Below are 17,428 nucleotides of genomic sequence, written 5' to 3'. Positions count from 1 at the left end.
AAAGTTTTCCGGGCCTGGCTGTGATCAGCGTCTTGCCGCAAGCGTCTAGCCACAGAGCCCGGGCGTCTGGGCGCCGCTATGGGCCTGAGCATGCAAGCGCTATTGAATGAAATTCTTGATCAAGTCCGCCCGCTGATCGGGCAAGGGAAAGTGGCCGATTACATCCCGGCACTGGCTGATGTACCGGCCAATCAGCTGGGTATTGCGGTGTACAGCAACGATGGCGAGTTGTTCTGCGCCGGTGATGCGCACACGCCGTTCTCCGTGCAGAGCATTTCCAAGGTGTTCAGCCTGGTGCAGGCGATCGAGCATTCCGGTGAGGATATCTGGCAGCGTTTGGGTCATGAGCCCTCCGGCCAACCCTTCAATTCGTTGGTGCAGCTGGAGTTCGAGCGGGGCAAGCCGCGCAATCCGTTTATCAATGCCGGCGCGCTGGTGATCTGCGACATCAATCAGTCGCGCTTTGCTGCGCCAGTGCTGTCGATGCGTGACTTTGTGCGCCGTCTGGCGGGTAACCCGGAGGTGGCGGTGGACCAGCGGGTGGCCGAGTCGGAATACCAGCACCGCGCGCGCAATGCGGCGGCGGCTTACCTGATGCAGTCCTTCGGCAATTTTCACAACGATGTGGAAGCGGTGCTGCGCAGCTATTTCAGTTACTGCGCGCTGCGCATGAGCTGCGTCGACTTGGCGCGGGCGTTCTGCTTTCTGGCTAACGACGGCTTCTGCAAGCACAGCAGTCAGTCGATTTTGAGTGCGCGGCAGAGCAAACAGGTCAACGCGATCATGGCCACCAGCGGCCTGTATGACGAGGCGGGCAATTTCGCCTACCGCGTCGGCCTGCCGGGCAAGAGTGGTGTTGGCGGCGGCATTGTCGCAGTGGTACCGGGGCGTTTCAGCGTATGCGTGTGGTCACCGGAGCTGAACGCCGCCGGCAACTCCCTGGCCGGGATCAAGGCCCTGGAGCTGCTGAGCGAGCGGATCGGCTGGTCGGTGTTTTAACTGCCGTAGGAGCGGCGGGGTACCGCCCAGCAGCTCCTTCAGGGTGGATGCATCACCCAGCAATCAACTCCTTGGCCGCCTGGCGGTGATCGGCGATCAGCTTGGCCACGTCGAGGCCTTCGATCTGGCCGTCGATCACGCGCCACTGGCCGCCAATCATCATCCGGTCGGCCTTGTCGGCGCCGCACAGCAGCAGGGCGGAGATTGGGTCGTGGCTGCCGGAGAAGCGCAGCTCGTCGAGTTTGAAGAAGGCCAGGTCGGCCTGCTTGCCCACGGCCAGCTCGCCAATATCGCTGCGCCCCAGCAGCTTGGCCGAACCCTTGCTGGCCCAGCCCAGCACCAGTTCCGGGGTGATCTTCTCGGCGCCGTAGCGCAGGCGCTGGATATACAAAGCCTGACGCGCTTCGAGAATCATGTTCGAGGCATCGTTGGAGGCCGAGCCATCCACGCCGATGCCGATCGGTGCGCCGGCGGCTTCCAGATCGAGGGTCGGGCAGATGCCGGAGGCCAGGCGCATATTCGAGCTTGGGCAGTGGCAGATACCGGTGCCGGCCTGGCCGAGGCGGGCGATTTCATCCGTGTTGAAGTGAATGCCGTGGGCCAGCCAGGTGCGCGAGCTGAGCCAGCCGACGCTGTCCAGATAGTCCACAGTGCGCAGGCCGAAGCGCTGCAGGCAGAAGTCCTCTTCGTCGAGGGTTTCGGCCAGGTGGGTGTGCAGGCGCACGTCCAGTTCTTCGGCCAGTTCGGCGCTCTGGCGCATGATTTCCTGGGTCACTGAAAACGGCGAGCAGGGCGCCAGGGCGATCTGGATCTGCGCGCCGTCGCCGCGCTGGTGGTAGTCCTGGATCAGCCGTTGGCTGTCGGCCAGGATCACTTCACCCTGTTGCACGGTCTGCTGCGGTGGCAGGCCGCCGTCGGCTTCGCCCAGGCTCATCGAGCCGCGGGTGAGCATGGCACGCATGCCCAGTTCGCGTACCGCTTCGACTTGTACGTCGATGGCGTTTTCCAGGCCGCCGGGGAACAGGTAATGGTGGTCCGCTGCGGTGCTGCAGCCGGACAGCAACAGTTCGGCCAGGGCCACTTTGCTGGCCAGGGCGAGCTTCTCGGGGGTCAGGCGTGCCCACACCGGGTAGAGGGTTTTCAGCCAAGGAAACAACGGCTGATTGACCACCGGGCCCCAGGCGCGGGTGAGGGTTTGATAGAAGTGGTGGTGGGTGTTGATCAGCCCCGGTAGGACCACATGCTCGCGGGCATCGAAGGTTCGATTGCAGGGTTGGCTCGGCTGCTGGCCAGCCTTGAGCAGTTCACTGATTACACCGTCTTCAATCACCAGGCCGCCGGCAGCGTCGAGGTTGTTGGCAGTGAAGATGGCGAGGGGGTTTTTGATCCAGATACGTGTAGCAGCCATTGAGTTGGCTCCTCTGAAGTTGGGTTCAGGTTAGCCAGCTCAGTGTTTACCCTGTCTGCTGATCCAGGTGCGCGGCCGGCGCAGGTGGCCGGGCGTGGCGCAAAAGATAACGCCGTAATCTGCCTGCGGCAAGAGCGCATGGCAGAATTTCTGACCACGAAGTCAGTGCTTAGAACACTTTGCGGTATTGGATAAAACCAGAGCGTTCAGCGATACGTTCATACAGCAGCATGGCCTTGCTGTTGCTCTCGTGGGTCATCCAGTAGGTACGCGAGCAGCCCTGTGCCTGGGCTTCGCGGTAGACGTGCTCGATCAGCTTACGGCCGGCACCACTGCTGCGTACATCCTTGCTGATAAACAGGTCCTGCAGGTAGCAGTAGTCGCCGGGTGTCCAGGTCGAGCGGTGGTAGATCCAGTGCACCAGGCCAATCGCCTGGCCATCATGCCAGGCCAACGCGGCATGCATCGGCTCGGCCGGATCGAGAAAGCGCTGCCAGGTAATGTCGCTGGTCGCGGCGGCGATCTCGGTCATATAGAACCGTTGATAGCCCTGCCACAGTGGCAGCCAGACCGCATGATCGGCGGCAGTTACAGGGCGGATCTCGACGGGGATGCGAACGGGCATGGCGACACTCTCCTTGGCTGGGTAAAGCCCTTACAGCCTAGCCGTAAGGGCCCAAGCTTCAATCTGCGCGTTCACCACAGACATCCAGGGCGAACCAGTGTTCCACCTCGGCCTGGCTCAGACCGGCACCGAGCAGGGCGAACAGCTTGCCCAGAGCCGCTTCACGGGTCATACCGCCGGCGGAAATCAGCCCGGCGCTGGCCAGTTGGCTGCCGGCGGCATACACGCCAAATTCGACATGGCCGTGCGGGCACTGGCTGATTGCGGCCAGTACCACGCCACGTGCATGGGCGGCCTTGAGCACATCCAGCAGTTCAGCGTTGTCTGACGGGCCTGTGCCGCTGCCGTAGCACTCCAGCAGCAGACCTTGCACGCCGCTGTCCAGCAGGGCGCGCACGTGGTTTGCCTGGATGCCGGGGTAGAACGGCAGTACGGCCAGATTCACCGGCTGGCGCGGTTGGCGGTAGTCGATATTCGCTGGAATGCTTTCCGCACGTGGGCTCTGGCGCTGGCGTGGCAGCACGTGGAAGGCATCGAAGGCATCGCTGCGCAGCTTGCTGACCCGTGCGCCATGCAGCAGCGCACCATTGAAATACAGGTGCACACCTGGCGTTACGCCGGCCTGCAGTGCGCGTATGGCGCCGAACAGGTTGCCCCAGGCATCGCTGCCTTCGGCTCCGGCCGGCAGCATCGAGCCGCTGAGAATGACCGGCACCGATAGACCGAGCAGAAGAAAGCTCAGAGCCGCGGCGCTGTAGGCCAAGGTGTCGGTGCCGTGCAGCAGCAATACACCGTCGCAGCCGTCCTGCTCGATACCGGCGCGAATTGCCGCGACCATCGCCAGCCAGTTGTGCTGGTTCATATTGGCGCTGTCGATTGGCGGCAGCAGCTCGCGGAAGGTCCATTGCGGCAGCGGCTGAGACTCCAGCGCTTGCTGGCGGCGCAGGCGCTCATCGAAACCGGACGCTGGGGCCAGGCCCGTGGCGCTCATTTGCATGCCGATGGTGCCACCGGTGTAGAGCACCAGAAGATTGCTACAACCCATCAGGGGTCTCCGTATTTTCATTGTTCTTATAAGAAAACAGGGGGCCAAGCCCCCTGTTTATTACAGCGTATGCAGCGTTAGCGGCGGCTTAGCGCTGATGCACGCTGTTGCCAATTTCCGCATGGTTGGCCGGGGCGTTTTGCGCCGCGTTAGGCCATGCAGCTGGGTCGAGGTCCAGGTCAGCGAAGTTTTTCGCATCGAATACGGGCGATTCCACGCCGGCCTTGATCTGGCTGTCGTAGTCGCGCATCAGACGCAGGCCGACCTTGAACAGCAGCACCAGGGCAATCAGGTTGCAGATGGCCAACAGACCCATGGTCACGTCGGCGAAGGCGAACACGGTGCCCAGATCCTGTACCGAACCCCAGAGTACCAGAGCCACCACCAGCACGCGGTAGACCATCACTGGCGCGCGCTTCTTGCTGAAGAAGCCCAGGGCGTTTTCGCCGAGGTAGTAGTTGTAGATCAGGGTGGTGAAGACAAACAGCAGCAGTGCCACGGTGACGAACACCCGGCCCCACTCACCGACCACGCTGGCGACAGCAGTCTGGGTCAGTACCACGCCGGCCATTTCGGTGCCTGGCTGATACACGCCCGACAGCAGGATGATCAGCGCCGTGCAGCTGCACAGGATGATGGTGTCGATAAACACGCTGAGCGACTGCACGATGCCCTGAGCGGCCGGGTGCTTGACCTCGGCCACGGCGGCGACGTTCGGCGCACTGCCCAGGCCCGCTTCGTTGGAGAACAGACCGCGCTTCACGCCCATCAGGATGGCCGCGCCAATACCGCCGGCAAACGCAGGTTCCAGGCCGAACGCGCTCTTGAAGATCAGCGCCAGGGTGGCCGGGATGGCATCGGCGTTGCTGCCGATCACGAACAGCGCCATGGCGATGTAAGAGAAGGCCATCACTGGCACCAGCACGTCCGCAAACTTGGCGATGCGCTTGATGCCGCCGAAGATGATCAGGCCGATCACCACCGTGAGGATCAGGCCGCTGACATAGGTCGGCAGGCCGAAGGTGTCATGCATCGAGCTGGCCACGGTGAACGATTGCACGGCGTTGAAGCCGAAACCGAAGGTCACCAGCAGCAGGATCGACACCACAATACCCAACCAGCGCTGGCCCAGGCCGTGCTGGATGTAGAAGGCCGGGCCACCACGGTAGGTGCCGTCGTCTTCACGGCGCTTGTACAGCTGCGCCAGGGAGCATTCGAAGTAGCTGGTGGCCATGCCGACCAGGGCTACGACCCACATCCAGAAGATCGCACCCGGGCCACCGAGCATGATTGCCACCGAGACACCGGCGATGTTGCCGGCACCGACGCGGCCGGCGACCGAGAGCATCAGCGCTTGGAACGAGCTGAGCTGGCCTGGCTGGCGCTGGAAGGCTTCGGCGAAGATGCGAAACATGCTGCCGAAGTAGCGGAACTGGACGAAACGCGAGGCGATGGTGAAGTACAGACCAAGGCCGATCAGCATCACGATCAGGAGCTTGCTCCAGATCAGGTCGTTGAGAATATCGAGCATGGCAGTGAGGTCTCTCTTGTTGTTTTGTGAAGGAAATATAGGCGGGGTTGCATGGTTGAGCAGACGCGCCGGTGGTGCAATTTCGCGGGTGGCGGCGAACTGATGCGAGTTGATGCTAGAATCGCGTCGCTCGCATCACCAGGAAAGCCGCCATGTCCGACCACCTTGGGCCCAATCTAAAGCTGTTGTGTGGCCATTACCGGTCGATCGCCGAGGTTTGCCGCAAGCTCGCGATCAATCGTGCCCAGTTCAATAAATACCTGAGCGGACAGAGCCGACCAACGGCCTATAACCTCAAGCGCATCTGTGACTTTTTTGGCGTTGAAGGCTACGAGCTGAGCCTGCCGGCCGAGCAGTTTGCCGACCTGATCGGGGCGCGCACGCCGGGTCAGGCAGTGGGCGCACGCAGCGATGCGCTGATGGAGTTGCTCAAGCCGCTACGCGCGCATGCCGGCAACCTGTCGCGCTACTGTGGCTACTACTTCGAGTACTCCAACTGCATGTCGGTGCCGGGCACCGTGCTGTTGTCGCTGGTGCACCTGTGGGAAGAAGACGGCGACTTCCTGTTTGAGCGCCAGGAGCGTCAGGAGCGCTCCGCCAGCGCTGACGTGCAGGGCGAAGACTGGGTGCGTTGCCGTTACCTGGGCGCCGCGTTCCAGCTGCAGGACCGATTGTTTCTGATGGACTATGAATCGCTGACCCTCAATGAGATGAGTCAGACCATCCTGATTCCCAGCTACAAGAGCCGCATCACTCGTCTCAACGGATTGAAAACCGGCGTTTCCAGCGGCGACCGCCGTAGCCCGGCCTGCACCCGTGTGGTCTGGGAATACCTGGGCACCGAGATCAACCGCATCAGCGCCTACCGTCAGGTGCGCTTGTATCGTCCGGACGATCCGCGCATCGACGATGACGTGCGCCAACGCCTGGCGGATGCGCCGCTGAAAAACGGCCTGTTCGAGATCGAGTAAAGCGCTCAGCCTCTGTTGTATATGTACGTTAGCGTTGCAGTGGTCCACCGATCAAAACCATAAACCGGAGCCGCACCATGACCCCTTTACTGCAAGTCGTTGTCTGCATGACCCTGCTGACCTTCGTTGCCATCGTGCTCGGCGCGGTGCTGCGCAACCGGGAATGGACACTGCAAGGCATGCAGGACGGTCTGAGCAATCGCGATAAGCTGCCCGCCGCTACGCCGATGGGTGCGCGTGCCGAGCGCGCCGCAGCCAATACCAAAGAAAATTTCATCCTGTTTCTGGCCTTGGCCCTGACGTCGCACGTGGCCGGTGTCGGCGAACAAGCGCTTCTGGGCGCACAGGTATTTATCTGGGCGCGGCTGGTGTATCTGCCTGTTTACATACTGGGCATTACCTATCTGCGCAGTGCCGTCTGGGTGGCTGGCATCGTTGGGCTGGCGATGATGGCCATGGCACTGGGTTAAGCCGCCTTCAACACGAGTGGACTGACTCAGCATGGATCAATTACGCGCACTGCGAATACTCAGCAAAGTGGTTGCAGAGGGCAGCTTCGCGGCGGCGGCGCGCAGTCTCGACCTGGCTCCTGCGGTGGTGACGCGGGCGGTAGCCGATCTGGAACAGCACCTGGGCGCTCGCTTACTGAACCGCAGCACGCGCAGTCTGGCGTTGACCGAGATTGGCGAGACTTACCTGCTGCGCGCCAACACCATTCTGGCGCAGCTGGACGAGGCCGATGCCCTGGCGGGCAACGCCACTCGCCAGCCCAGCGGTAGCCTGCGTGTTCTCTGTCCGCCGGCGTTTGCCGTGCACCAACTGGCCGCTGCACTGCCAGATTTTCACCGGCGTTACCCACACATCAGCCTGGAGATCGCCGCACCAGGGCCGGTGGATGTGGCTAGCGAGCATTTTGATGTGTCGATTCTTTCCATCGGCCAGCAAGGGTTGCAGGGTGATTTCGTGGTGCGGCCACTGGCCAGTTCGCGCTTTATCATCTGCGCAGCGCCAGGCTACCTGGCCGCACATGGTTGCCCGCAAACACCTGAAGATTTGCTTACGCACCACGGCCTGCTGCCGGCGGTCTCGGCTCTGCGCCGTGAGCTGACCCTGTATCGGCAGGACTCGGCAAGCACCGCTGCCGATAGCGTAAGCCTGCCACTGCCTGCTGCTGTGCTCTCCACCCCGCAAATAGAGCTGATTCTGGCCGCTGCATTAGCTGGGTTGGGCGTGGCTGGCTTGCCGTCGTTCGTCGCCGCGCACACGCTGCGTGAGGGTCGCCTGCGGCGCGTCTTACCGGATTGGCACGGCACCACGCTCAACCTGTATGCCGCCATGCCAACCCGAAAACACATACCGGCCCGTACCCGGGCATTTATCGACTTTCTTGTGGAGCGCTTCGGCGGTGATTTGCGTGACCCCTGGTTGCCGACAGAATCAGCCTAGCGATAGCGGGCTGCCACGGGTTCATACTCCACCCGCGCATCCAGGTCCTGCAGGCTGCCGTCGACTTCCTGCAACGGCGGCACCCGTCCCGCGTAGCGCAAGACTGTCTTGCGTTCGTGATCAAACACCACCTGTAGCGGCGCAATAAACCAGCGGATTAACAGGTTGCTCGGGGTAATCGTGAAGCGGGTTTCGCTGGCCGAGTGTTGCTCCAGGCGCACGCTAAAGCCGTAAGTCTGCTTCTCCTTGAGCACGATGAAGCGGATCGGCACCTCTTGCCCGTCTTGCAGTTGTGCCCAGTGGCTCAAAATAAAGCCGTGCAAGGTGGGCCCGGTGACTGCCGGGGCATCAAGCGACTCTTCGGCCTGACTGACGTTGCCATTGTCATTCAGCTGGTAGTGCAGTGTCCGGCCATCAGCGCTGACCTCGACGGCGCCGCTGAACCCAGACTGGCGGTTCTGCGTCGTGAAGCGCTGCAACTGGTAATCAGCGCTGGCCTGCGCAGTCTCGGCGATCAGTAACTGACCCTCTGGATTGCGGGTCAGGTGCGCCGCCGTCAGGCCTGTTGGCCCAACCACTACGCGCCTTTCATAGCGGAATAAGGGCTGTCCATCAGGCTCCGCCAGCGCATAGGTGGTGCCGCGATAAATCAGCGCGCCGGCTAATTCGGGTTGCGTTTCCAGTGCCTGTAAGCGGCCAGTGCTGGCGCTGTCCAATGCCGCCTGGGCGTGGCCGGCAGTCAGCAGGAGCGCTGTGAACAGGCTGTAGGTGATGCGCTGCACGTGAGTCTTCATGGCCACACTCGATGCGGTCAGTTACCGGGAGGTGGCCACTTTAGGGGTGGGGCTGCACGGCAAACAGTAGCGGGCGAGCAAGACACTGTTGCGGGATTAGCAATAACAGCGGTGCGCCTAGCGGGATCGTTAGCGCTGATCCCGCCAGGCGACAGTCACCAGTTTTTTGTGAGGTCGAACTACCGGTCAGTGGCGCAACGCCCTGAGCTGTCGGCCATTGGCGTCGAAATTATCGGGTGACAGCCAGCGCTCATAGCTGGTGGCCAGGGCCGGCCACTCGCTGTCGATGATCGAATACCAGGCGGTGTCGCGGTTGCGGTCCTTGAACACCCGATGCTGACGGAATACCCCCTCGTAGCTAAAGCCGAAGCGCTCGGCGGCGCGCTTGGAGCGTGCGTTATCGTTGTTGCACTTCCATTCCAGGCGGCGGTAGCCGTTGGTGAAGGCCTGCTTGGCCAGCAGGTAGATCACCTCGGTGGCCTGCACGCTGCGCTGCATCACGCGGCCGAAGCAGACGTGGCCGATTTCGATACTGCCATGCTCCGCGGCGATGCTCAGGTAGCTGAGGACGCCCTGCACCTGGCCGCTGCGTTGTTCGACCACCGCGAAGAACAGGGGGTCTTGGCTGGCGGCATTGCAGCTGAGCCAGGCATCGAAGTCGGCGCGCTCGTTGAAGGGGCCGTAAGGCAGGTATTCCCAGAGCAGCGGGTCGGCGTCCGGGCCTTGCAGGGCTTGCCACAGGTCGTCGCCATGGCGTGCCGGATCCAGTGCTTCGAGGCGCACAGTGCGCCCTTGCAGAGGGTCGCGGCTGGGCACGGCAACGGCTGTCCAGTTGAGGTGCGGCGTGAGGCTCATGGGGGGGGTCCTGTTAGAGAAGTGTGCGGTATTGCAGAAAACCGGAGCGCTCGGCGATGCGCTCATACAGCTGCCTGGCGTCCGTGTTGCTTTCGTGGGTCAGCCAATGCACCCGTGAAGCACCGGCGGCGCGGGCTTGAGCATAGACATGCTCGATCAACTGACGACCAACGCCGCTGCCGCGCAGGCCCTCGACGACAAACAAATCCTGCAAGTAGCAGCTGTGCTCCACCGACCAATTCGTGCGGTGGAAGATCCACTGCACCAGCCCCACAGCCTGACCGTCACACCAGGCCAGGGCGGCATGGGTGGGTTCGCTTGGGTCGAGAAAGCGTTGCCAGGTTGTGGCGCTGACCTCGGCGGGCAACTCGCTTTGGTAAAACTGCAGGTAGCTCTGCCACAACGGCAGCCAAACAGTGTGGTCAGTAGGGCTGACGGGGCGGATTTCGATGCTCATAACGGTCTTCCTTGGGTTAGTGATCAGTGCTGATCTGCGCAGCCAGCTCGCGGTCGCGTGGCTCCTGACTGGCGTGCAGGCCCTCACGTACGCCAGTTTGGTCGGCGCTGCTGCGGTTCTGCCCGAGCTTCCATTTGCCCTCCAGGCGCTCGATGGGCAGGGCGAAGCCGACGATGGCGCGCAGCATGCTGTCGATGTACTCACGCGGTGCATCGCTCACCGCCCAGGGCTGCGGTCGCTTGGCTTCGTGCAGCGCGCTGAGGCGGCTGACCAGCTGCAGCAGACGCTCGGCATCGTCGAACACCTCGGCGCGGCCATGGGCCTGCACGCTGATGTAGTTCCAGGTCGGCACCACCTTGCCGTGCTCGGCCTTGGCGGCGTACCAGGACGGGCTGATATAGGCCTCTGCGCCCTGGAAGATCACCAGCGCCGGGCTGCCTTCGGCGAGGTCGCGCCACTGCGGGTTGGCCCGGGCGAAGTGGCCATACAGCGTGCCGTAGGGGCCTTCACCTGTTTCCAGTAGCAACGGCAGATGGCTGGCGAGCAAGCCGTTTGCGCCATGGCTGACCAACGTCGGCAGGCGCGTGGCACGCATCTGCTGGTGCAGCGTGGCGAGGTCGTCCTGGCGAAAGGCGGCGGGCGTGTACATGGCTGTTTCTCCGAAACGGGGCCTGAGCGGATGGAGCCATGCTAGGCCGCCTATTGGCCTGTTGTAAGATCCATTTTCTGCGACTTCTATGGAGCCAATCGTCATGGCCATTCCGTCCGCTGCGCCGTTGCCGGTCGATCTGTCCGGCATTCACCTCGACCCACAGCGCGGCCTGGCGCGCCAGCTGTATCAGGCGCTGCGCGAGCGCATCCTCGATGGTCGCCTACAAAGCCGCACACGCCTGCCGGCAAGCCGTGATCTGGCGAACCTGTTGAGCATCTCGCGCAACACCGTGACGCGCGCTTTCGATCAGCTGTACGCCGAGGGCTATATCGAAGGGCGCATCGGCGCCGGCACTTACGTGGCCGAGCTGAGTGCGGTGAAGCGGCCGGCGCCCGCGCAGCCACTCGTCAGCACGCAGAGCCCGGCGCTGGAGCTGTTGCACAAGCATCACCTGAACCCGCCCCTGAGCGGCGCACCACGGGCGTTTCGCGTTGGCGTGCCGGCCTTTGATCTGTTTCCCTTCGAGACCTGGGCGCGCTTGTCCGCGCGCTTCTGGCGCAAGCCCTCGCCCGCGCGGCTGGGCTATGGCGACCCGGCGGGCGACTGGCAGCTGCGCGAGTTGATCGCCGCCTACCTGCGCAACAGCCGTGGGCTGCACTGCGACCCGGCGCAGATCGTGGTCACCAATGGCGCGCAGCAGGCCATCAGCCTGTGCGCGCAACTGCTGGTGACGCCGGGTGCGCGGGTGGCGCTGGAGAATCCCGGCTACCGCGCCGCCGGCCATGCCCTGGCGATAGCCGGGGCGCAGCTGTGCGGCGTAGCAGTGGATGGCGAAGGTTTGGATGTTCCGGCACTGACGCAGCTTGAGGACTGTAGGCTGGTCTATGTCACGCCCTCGCACCAATACCCGACCGGTGTCACCCTGTCGTTGGCGCGGCGTCTGCAGTTATTGGAATGGGCCGAGCGGCATAACGGCCTGATCATCGAGGACGACTACGACGGCGAGTACCGCTACAGCGGCACGCCGCTGGCACCCCTGGCGGCGCTCGACCGCCAGGGCCGCGTGCTCTACGTCGGCACCTTCTGCAAGATCGCCTTTCCGGCGCTGCGCTTGGGCTACCTGGTATTACCGCCGGCGCTGGCCGAGGCCTTTGCCCAGCGTCGCGCGCTGGATATGCGTCATTCGGAAATCGGCACCCAGGCGGTGATGGCCGACTTTATCGCCGCCGGGCACTTTCAGCGGCATATCCGTCGCATGCGCACGGCCGCCCGCAGTCGCCGCGATGCACTGCTGGCCGGCTGGCCGGCGGATGTACCGGGCTGTGCACCGTTGCCGGCGGTGGACGCGGGGTTGCACCTGTGCGTACGGGTGAACAGCCTGGCCCGCGAGCGCGAGCTGATCAGCGCCGCCGAGCGGGTGGGCGTGGAGATCAGTGCGCTCAGCAGCTACTGGCTGCCCGGCAGCAGCGCCGCGGAAGACCAGCGCGCCGGGCTGGTGCTGGGATTTGCGGCGGTGCCCGAGGCGCTGATCAATGAGGCATTGACCGCGTTGCGTCGCGCCTGGCTGCTATAGCGGCCAAGCGCGGTTGGCTTCAACACAGCTCAGGGTTTTTCGCGCAGCTGCCGTAGCCTTCGCGGCGCATCTGTTCCAGCGCGGCCTGCAGGCGTTCGACCACTTCGTCCGGGGTGTCTTTGTTCAACGCCAGGTACAGCTGTGAGGTTTCAAAGCTGAGCACGCTTTGCAGGTCATCGACGCCCTGCTCTTTGGCATACACGCGCCACACCGGGTCGGAGGTGGCCCACAGGTCAATCTGCCCGCGTTGCAGCTTGCGGATATTTTCCTGGTCGCGCAGGGCGTTCTGCGGGGTGAAACCCAAGCGCTCCAGGTGCTGGCTGACCGCCGCACTCTGATAAGCGCCGATGCGGTAGGCCTTGGCCTGTTCCAAGGTGCTTATTTGCGGGTGGCGGCCTGTGCGACCGACCAGCACGCTCTGGTACTGGGCGATGGGCCCGACCCACTTGAACAGCGGCTTGCGCGCCTCGCTCATGGAGGTGGAGAACAGGCCGTGGTTGGCGGTGGTCATGGTCTGTTGGTAGATGCGATCCCAGGGGAAGCGCAGGGTCAGGCTGTAGTTGATGCCGGCGCGCTTGAACATCTCGCGCACGGTGTCGGCACTGACGCCTTGGATCTGCGCATCACGGGCGAAGTTCTTGCCGTGCTCGGCCATGTTGAACGGCGGGAAGTTTTCCGTCAGCAGCACCACCTTGTAATCGGGTGGCAAGGCGGCCTGGCTCAGGGGGCTGAACAGCAGGCTCAGCAGCAGCGCGGCGCGGCCGCGTTTGTTCCACAGGTGTTGAAGACGCTGCAGCATGGGGGTTCTCCCTTTTTATTGTTGTCTGAGGCGGCATCGCCGGCCGCCCGGGTAAGGCGAGCCGGCGATGCCGTGGGTGTTGCTATCAGGAAGCCCGCTTGGTCAGCGCGGTGGCGAAAGGGTGTGTGCCGACACAAAATGTCGCCACGGCGCTGACCAGGCGGGCTGTTCGGTGCCAGCGGCGCAGGGCTTACCTGCTGCCGCCTGTTGTTGCGTGACTCCGCGGTGAGGTGGGTAAACGCTCAGCCGCGATAGCCACTGGCATGCGCTTGCTCGGTTGCTTTTACTGCGCGTTGTCGCTGTTGTAGATCTCGCGATCCAGCTCTTGCTCGCTGCTGCCGACCAGGGTGGTGGTCATCAGGTCGCCGGCGACGTTGACCGTGGTGCGCGCCATGTCGAGGATGCGGTCGATCCCGGCAATCAGCGCTACGCCTTCCAGCGGCAGGCCGACCGAGGTCAGCACCAGACCGAGCATGATCAACCCGGCGCCAGGTACACCGGCGGTGCCGATCGAGGCCAGGGTGGCGGTGAGGATGATCATCAGGTATTGGCCGGCATTCAGGTCGATGCCGAAGGCCTGGGCAATAAACAGCGCCAGTACGCCTTGGTAAATGGCGGTGCCATCCATGTTGATGGTGGCGCCCACTGGCAGCACGAAACCGGCCACGCCCTGGGATACGCCGAGGTTCTTGCGCGCGCACTCAATCGACACCGGCAGGGTGCCGGCACTGCTTGAGGTGCTGAAGGCCACGGCCAGTGCTGGCGCCACGCCCTTGAAGAAGCGCAGCGGGCTGAGCCGTGCCAGCAGGCTGACCAGGCCGCCATACACCAGCAGCATATGGGTGATGCTGGCGAGGTAGATCACCCCGATCACGCTCGCCAACGGCAGCAGTACTTCGATGCCGTGGGAGGCCACCACACCGGCGATCAGCGCAAAGACACCGATTGGCGCGCAGCGCATCACCAGGTCGGTGAGCTTGTAGAACACCTCGGCCAGGCTGTCGAACAGCTTGACGGCGGGTGCAGCCTTTTCGCCGATCAGGTTCATGCTCACGCCCAGGGCGATGGCGAACACGATGATCTGCAGGATATTGCCCTCGGCAAAAGCGGCCACCGGATTGGTCGGTACCAGGCCAACCAGAATCTGCACCAGCGACGGTGCCTGCTTGGTTTCCTGCACGCCGCTGGCGACCATGTTCATGCCTTCGCCCGGGGTGAACAGGGCACCGAACAGCAGGCCGATACTCACCGCGAAGGCGGTGGTGATCAGGTAGATGGCGATGGTCTTGACGCTGATGCGGCCGAGCTTGGCGCTGTCGCTCATGGCGGTGATGCCGGCCACCAGGGAGACGAACACCAGCGGCACGATGAGCATCTTGATCGCATTAAGGAACAGCGTGCCGATCGGTGCCAGCACCAGGGCGTCGGCCTTGAACAGCACGCCGGTGAGCACGCCGAGGCAGAGGCCGATAAGGATTTGCTGCCACAGCGGCATGCGCCGCAAAAAGCCTAGGGAAGAAGTACTGCTCTGACTCATGGTTATCACCCGGATTATCGTTTTTGTGGGGCCGTCTATGCGGCCTTGAGCGGTGCCGCCCGGCAGGCGAGGGCGGAAAGCCAGTCACCCATGTTCGGGACGCTGGTTACAAAAACGCGCCGTTCCTGGCGGAGACGGCGCGTGTGGTGCTCTTGGATCAGCCCGGCATTAGTGGTACCAGGCGCGGGGCGATCATGTTCTCGGGGCGCAGGATGTCGGCCAGCTCGGCGTCGCCCAGCAGCTTCTCCTCGCGCACCAGCTCCAGCACGCCACGGCCGCTTTCCAGCGCTACTTTGGCGATGCGCGTGGCGTTCTCGTAGCCGATGTAAGGGTTCAGCGCGGTGATCAGGCCGATGGAGTTTTCCATCAGTTCGCGGCAGCGCGCTTCGTTGGCGGTGATGCCGTCGATGCACAGCTCGCGCAGCATATCCATGGCGCGGGTCAGCAGGCGGATCGAGTCGAAGATCTTGTAGGCGATCAGCGGCTCCATCACGTTCAGCTGCAGCTGGCCACCTTCGGCCGCCATGGTCAGCGCCAGGTCGTTGCCGATCACTTCGAATGCCACTTGGTTGACCGCTTCCGGGATCACCGGGTTGACCTTGCCCGGCATGATCGAGCTGCCTGGCTGGCGCGGCGGCAGGTTGATTTCATTGATGCCGGTGCGCGGGCCGCTGGAGAGCAGGCGCAGGTCGTTGCAGATCTTCGACAGCTTCACCGCGGTGCGCTTGAGCATGCCGGAGAACAGTACAAAGGCGCCCATGTCCGACGTTGCTTCGATCAGGTCGGCGGCCGGGGTCAGCGGCTGGCCGCTGATAATCGCCAGGCGTTTGACCGCCAGCAGCTGGTATTGCGGGTCGGCGTTGATGCCGGTGCCAATCGCGGTGCCGCCCAGGTTAACTTCGGTGAGCAGGGTCGGGGCGAGCAGTTTGAGGTGCTGCAGGTCTTCGCCGAGGGTGGTGGCGAAGGCGCGGAACTCCTGACCGAGGGTCATCGGTACGGCATCCTGCAGCTGGGTGCGGCCCATTTTCAGCACATGGCTGAATTCCAGGTGCTTTTTCGACAGCGACTGGATCAGCTTGTCCAGCGCGGTCAGCAGGCTGTCGTGGCCGAGCAGCAGGCCGAGGCGGATGGCGGTCGGGTAGGCGTCGTTGGTTGACTGCGCCATGTTCACGTCGTTGTTCGGGTGCAGCTGCTTGTAGTCACCTTTCTCGAAACCCATGGCTTCGAGGGCAATGTTGGCAATGACTTCGTTGGCATTCATGTTGGTCGAGGTGCCAGCGCCGCCTTGAATCATGTCGACCACGAACTGGTCGTGAAACTCGCCCTGAATGATGCGTGCGCACGCGGTGCTGATCGCTGTGTGCTTGGCGGCGGACAGGTGGCCCAGCTCGCGGTTGGCGTCGGCAGCCGCCTGTTTGACCATGGCCAGGGCAACCACCAGTTTCGGGTAGTGCGACAGCGTCACGCCGGACAGGCGGAAGTTCTGCACGGCGCGCAGGGTCTGGATGCCGTAATAAGCATCAGCGGGAACGTCGAGGGTGCCGAGCAGGTCTTTTTCGAGGCGAGTAGATGCAGCAGGGGACATGATCAAGGTCAACTCAGGAAATACGGCATATGCCGCGATGGCCCGTAGATTAGGGGCTGCAGCTTGGTACTGGCCAATGCTGTTAAGCACTAGGTCATGCATAATCGGCATAACGTTGGTGTGACCGCTCAGCGGCGACCGACGTATTCGCATGCACAAGGGCTGATCCATGAACCTCGAAAGCAAATGGCTGGAAGACTTTGTCACCCTGGCCGCAACCCGCAGTTTTTCTCAGGCAGCGCAAAAGCGCTTTGTCACTCAGCCGGCATTCAGCCGGCGGATCCGTAGCCTGGAGAACATGCTCGGGCTGACGCTGGTCAACCGCGCCTGCACGCCCATTGAGCTGACTGAGTCCGGCCAGCTGTTTCTGGTCACGGCTCGCAGCATGGTCGAGCAGCTCGGTGAGGTGGTGCGTCATCTGCATAACCTCGAAGGCCAGCAGGGCGAAGTGATGCAGATTGCTGCCGCGCACTCGCTGACCCTGGGCTTTTTCCCCGAGTGGATTGCCCGCCTGCGCCGTGAAGGTTTGCCGTTGACCACTCGTCTGGTGGCGACCAACGTCGGTGAGGCGGTACATGCGCTGCGTGAAGGTGCCTGCGACCTGATCCTCGCCTACTACGACCCCGACGCTGCGCTGCAGATGGACCCGGAAATCTTCCCCTCGCTGCACCTGGGCCGTACGGAAATGCTCCCGGTGTGCGCGGTGGGCGAAGACGGCGCGCCGCTGTTCGACCTCAACAGCGGCCAGAGCGTGCCGCTGCTGGCCTACAGCGCCGGGGCGTTTCTCGGTCGTTCGGTCAACCTGCTGCTGCGCCAACGCGCGCTGCGCTCGACCACGGTGTACGAGACGGCGATGGCCGACAGCCTGAAAAGCATGGCCTTGCAAGGTATGGGCGTGGCCTGGGTCCCGCGCCTGAGCGTGACCGCCGAACTTGCCCGCGGCGAGCTGGTGGTGTGCGGTGATGAACAGTGGCAAGCGCCGCTGGAGATTCGCCTGTACCGCTGCGCACTGGTGCGCAAGGCCTCGGTACGTCTGCTGTGGCGCAAACTGGAGGGAGGATTGGGCGGCGTTGGGTAGGGGGTGACTAAGGGCTAATAAGCCCTTAAGGATTGCATTGATATCATCCTGGCATCACGCGGCAACGACTACG

Annotated in this window: 17 protein-coding genes; 6 read left to right on the top strand and 11 right to left on the bottom strand. The window is 63.2% G+C overall.

Annotation, left to right across the window (positions count from 1 at the left end; genetic code table 11):
- Nucleotides 1-90: 90 nt before the first annotated feature.
- Nucleotides 91-999, top strand: a complete 909-nt coding sequence (glsB, locus tag HCI85_RS08675) for a glutaminase B (protein ID WP_167144112.1) — start codon at nucleotides 91-93, stop codon at nucleotides 997-999.
- A gap of 52 nt (nucleotides 1,000-1,051) precedes the next feature.
- Here the strand turns inward: glsB and HCI85_RS08670 are convergent, their stop codons facing one another.
- From HCI85_RS08670 to HCI85_RS08655, 4 genes are all read right to left on the bottom strand, one after another.
- Complete coding sequence (locus HCI85_RS08670; protein ID WP_167144110.1) at nucleotides 1,052-2,407, bottom strand: 8-oxoguanine deaminase; 1,356 nt, start codon at nucleotides 2,405-2,407, stop codon at nucleotides 1,052-1,054.
- 169 nt (nucleotides 2,408-2,576) lie between these two features.
- Entirely contained in the window at nucleotides 2,577-3,032 is a 456-nt protein-coding gene (locus HCI85_RS08665; protein WP_170049795.1) for a GNAT family N-acetyltransferase, read from the bottom strand.
- 58 nt (nucleotides 3,033-3,090) lie between these two features.
- Complete coding sequence (locus HCI85_RS08660) at nucleotides 3,091-4,077, bottom strand: asparaginase (protein ID WP_167144108.1); 987 nt, start codon at nucleotides 4,075-4,077, stop codon at nucleotides 3,091-3,093.
- Nucleotides 4,078-4,165: 88 nt separating this feature from the next.
- Nucleotides 4,166-5,608 (bottom strand): alanine/glycine:cation symporter family protein, encoded by a 1,443-nt coding sequence (locus tag HCI85_RS08655; protein WP_167144106.1) that lies wholly within the window; start codon nucleotides 5,606-5,608, stop codon nucleotides 4,166-4,168.
- A 152-nt stretch (nucleotides 5,609-5,760) separates the two neighbouring features.
- Here HCI85_RS08655 and HCI85_RS08650 point away from each other — a divergent pair, with 152 nt between their 5' ends.
- The 3 genes from HCI85_RS08650 (at nucleotide 5,761) to HCI85_RS08640 (ending at nucleotide 8,025) form a co-directional block, all read left to right on the top strand.
- A complete protein-coding gene (locus HCI85_RS08650) occupies nucleotides 5,761-6,579 on the top strand; it encodes a helix-turn-helix domain-containing protein (protein WP_167144104.1) in 819 nt (272 codons plus the stop codon).
- Nucleotides 6,580-6,656: 77 nt separating this feature from the next.
- Nucleotides 6,657-7,049 carry an MAPEG family protein gene (locus HCI85_RS08645; RefSeq protein ID WP_167144102.1) on the top strand — a complete coding sequence of 131 codons (393 nt, stop codon included), beginning with the start codon at nucleotides 6,657-6,659 and terminating at the stop codon, nucleotides 7,047-7,049.
- Between the two features lie 31 nt (nucleotides 7,050-7,080).
- Nucleotides 7,081-8,025 carry a LysR family transcriptional regulator gene (locus HCI85_RS08640; protein ID WP_167144100.1) on the top strand — a complete coding sequence of 315 codons (945 nt, stop codon included), beginning with the start codon at nucleotides 7,081-7,083 and terminating at the stop codon, nucleotides 8,023-8,025.
- On the opposite strand, the gene HCI85_RS08635 is transcribed toward HCI85_RS08640, so the two are convergent.
- The 4 genes from HCI85_RS08635 to HCI85_RS08620 all read right to left on the bottom strand — a co-directional run bounded on the left by HCI85_RS08635 (nucleotide 8,022) and on the right by HCI85_RS08620 (nucleotide 10,780).
- Nucleotides 8,022-8,819: a hypothetical protein gene (locus tag HCI85_RS08635; protein WP_167144098.1), complete on the bottom strand. Its 798-nt coding sequence runs from the start codon at nucleotides 8,817-8,819 to the stop codon at nucleotides 8,022-8,024. The two genes, HCI85_RS08640 and HCI85_RS08635, sit on opposite strands and share 4 nt — an antisense overlap.
- Before the next feature lie 186 nt (nucleotides 8,820-9,005).
- Nucleotides 9,006-9,674: a GNAT family N-acetyltransferase gene (locus HCI85_RS08630; RefSeq protein WP_167144096.1), complete on the bottom strand. Its 669-nt coding sequence runs from the start codon at nucleotides 9,672-9,674 to the stop codon at nucleotides 9,006-9,008.
- A 13-nt stretch (nucleotides 9,675-9,687) separates the two neighbouring features.
- Nucleotides 9,688-10,131, bottom strand: a complete 444-nt coding sequence (locus HCI85_RS08625) for a GNAT family N-acetyltransferase (protein ID WP_167144094.1) — start codon at nucleotides 10,129-10,131, stop codon at nucleotides 9,688-9,690.
- Nucleotides 10,132-10,147: 16 nt separating this feature from the next.
- A complete protein-coding gene (locus HCI85_RS08620; protein WP_167144092.1) occupies nucleotides 10,148-10,780 on the bottom strand; it encodes an FMN-binding negative transcriptional regulator in 633 nt (210 codons plus the stop codon).
- 103 nt (nucleotides 10,781-10,883) lie between these two features.
- On the opposite strand from HCI85_RS08620, the gene pdxR reads away from it, so the two are divergent.
- Nucleotides 10,884-12,356, top strand: a complete 1,473-nt coding sequence (pdxR, locus tag HCI85_RS08615; RefSeq protein WP_446730775.1) for a MocR-like pyridoxine biosynthesis transcription factor PdxR — start codon at nucleotides 10,884-10,886, stop codon at nucleotides 12,354-12,356.
- Between the two features lie 19 nt (nucleotides 12,357-12,375).
- Here the strand turns inward: pdxR and HCI85_RS08610 are convergent, their stop codons facing one another.
- The 3 genes from HCI85_RS08610 to HCI85_RS08600 all read right to left on the bottom strand — a co-directional run bounded on the left by HCI85_RS08610 (nucleotide 12,376) and on the right by HCI85_RS08600 (nucleotide 16,277).
- Complete coding sequence (locus HCI85_RS08610; RefSeq protein WP_167144090.1) at nucleotides 12,376-13,155, bottom strand: substrate-binding periplasmic protein; 780 nt, start codon at nucleotides 13,153-13,155, stop codon at nucleotides 12,376-12,378.
- Between the two features lie 283 nt (nucleotides 13,156-13,438).
- Nucleotides 13,439-14,692 (bottom strand): dicarboxylate/amino acid:cation symporter, encoded by a 1,254-nt coding sequence (locus HCI85_RS08605; protein ID WP_167144088.1) that lies wholly within the window; start codon nucleotides 14,690-14,692, stop codon nucleotides 13,439-13,441.
- Between the two features lie 157 nt (nucleotides 14,693-14,849).
- Nucleotides 14,850-16,277 carry an aspartate ammonia-lyase gene (locus HCI85_RS08600; protein WP_167144340.1) on the bottom strand — a complete coding sequence of 476 codons (1,428 nt, stop codon included), beginning with the start codon at nucleotides 16,275-16,277 and terminating at the stop codon, nucleotides 14,850-14,852.
- Nucleotides 16,278-16,446: 169 nt separating this feature from the next.
- Between HCI85_RS08600 and HCI85_RS08595 the strand changes: the two genes are divergently transcribed.
- The gene (locus HCI85_RS08595) at nucleotides 16,447-17,355 is read left to right on the top strand and encodes a LysR substrate-binding domain-containing protein (RefSeq protein WP_167144086.1); all 909 of its coding nucleotides are present in this window, start codon (nucleotides 16,447-16,449) and stop codon (nucleotides 17,353-17,355) included.
- The last annotated feature ends 73 nt before the right edge of the window (nucleotides 17,356-17,428 follow it).

This window comes from Pseudomonas sp. OTU750018, assembly GCF_011636575.1.
GTDB lineage: Bacteria > Pseudomonadota > Gammaproteobacteria > Pseudomonadales > Pseudomonadaceae > Aquipseudomonas > Aquipseudomonas peli.
This window is presented reverse-complemented; position numbering and strand designations above follow the sequence as displayed.

Excerpts from the sequence above, each read along its gene's own strand:
- HCI85_RS08645 (WP_167144102.1), top strand. The coding sequence starts at position 6,657 with ATGACCCCTTTACTGCAAGTCGTTGTCTGCATGACCCTGCTGACCTTC.
- HCI85_RS08630 (WP_167144096.1), bottom strand. The coding sequence starts at position 9,674 with ATGAGCCTCACGCCGCACCTCAACTGGACAGCCGTTGCCGTGCCCAGC.
- glsB (WP_167144112.1), top strand. The coding sequence starts at position 91 with ATGCAAGCGCTATTGAATGAAATTCTTGATCAAGTCCGCCCGCTGATC.
- HCI85_RS08665 (WP_170049795.1), bottom strand. The coding sequence starts at position 3,032 with ATGCCCGTTCGCATCCCCGTCGAGATCCGCCCTGTAACTGCCGCCGAT.
- pdxR (WP_446730775.1), top strand. The coding sequence starts at position 10,884 with ATGGCCATTCCGTCCGCTGCGCCGTTGCCGGTCGATCTGTCCGGCATT.
- HCI85_RS08670 (WP_167144110.1), bottom strand. The coding sequence starts at position 2,407 with ATGGCTGCTACACGTATCTGGATCAAAAACCCCCTCGCCATCTTCACT.
- HCI85_RS08660 (WP_167144108.1), bottom strand. The coding sequence starts at position 4,077 with ATGGGTTGTAGCAATCTTCTGGTGCTCTACACCGGTGGCACCATCGGC.
- HCI85_RS08620 (WP_167144092.1), bottom strand. The coding sequence starts at position 10,780 with ATGTACACGCCCGCCGCCTTTCGCCAGGACGACCTCGCCACGCTGCAC.
- HCI85_RS08600 (WP_167144340.1), bottom strand. The coding sequence starts at position 16,277 with ATGTCCCCTGCTGCATCTACTCGCCTCGAAAAAGACCTGCTCGGCACC.
- HCI85_RS08605 (WP_167144088.1), bottom strand. The coding sequence starts at position 14,692 with ATGAGTCAGAGCAGTACTTCTTCCCTAGGCTTTTTGCGGCGCATGCCG.
- HCI85_RS08610 (WP_167144090.1), bottom strand. The coding sequence starts at position 13,155 with ATGCTGCAGCGTCTTCAACACCTGTGGAACAAACGCGGCCGCGCCGCG.
- HCI85_RS08640 (WP_167144100.1), top strand. The coding sequence starts at position 7,081 with ATGGATCAATTACGCGCACTGCGAATACTCAGCAAAGTGGTTGCAGAG.
- HCI85_RS08595 (WP_167144086.1), top strand. The coding sequence starts at position 16,447 with ATGAACCTCGAAAGCAAATGGCTGGAAGACTTTGTCACCCTGGCCGCA.
- HCI85_RS08655 (WP_167144106.1), bottom strand. The coding sequence starts at position 5,608 with ATGCTCGATATTCTCAACGACCTGATCTGGAGCAAGCTCCTGATCGTG.
- HCI85_RS08650 (WP_167144104.1), top strand. The coding sequence starts at position 5,761 with ATGTCCGACCACCTTGGGCCCAATCTAAAGCTGTTGTGTGGCCATTAC.
- HCI85_RS08625 (WP_167144094.1), bottom strand. The coding sequence starts at position 10,131 with ATGAGCATCGAAATCCGCCCCGTCAGCCCTACTGACCACACTGTTTGG.
- HCI85_RS08635 (WP_167144098.1), bottom strand. The coding sequence starts at position 8,819 with ATGAAGACTCACGTGCAGCGCATCACCTACAGCCTGTTCACAGCGCTC.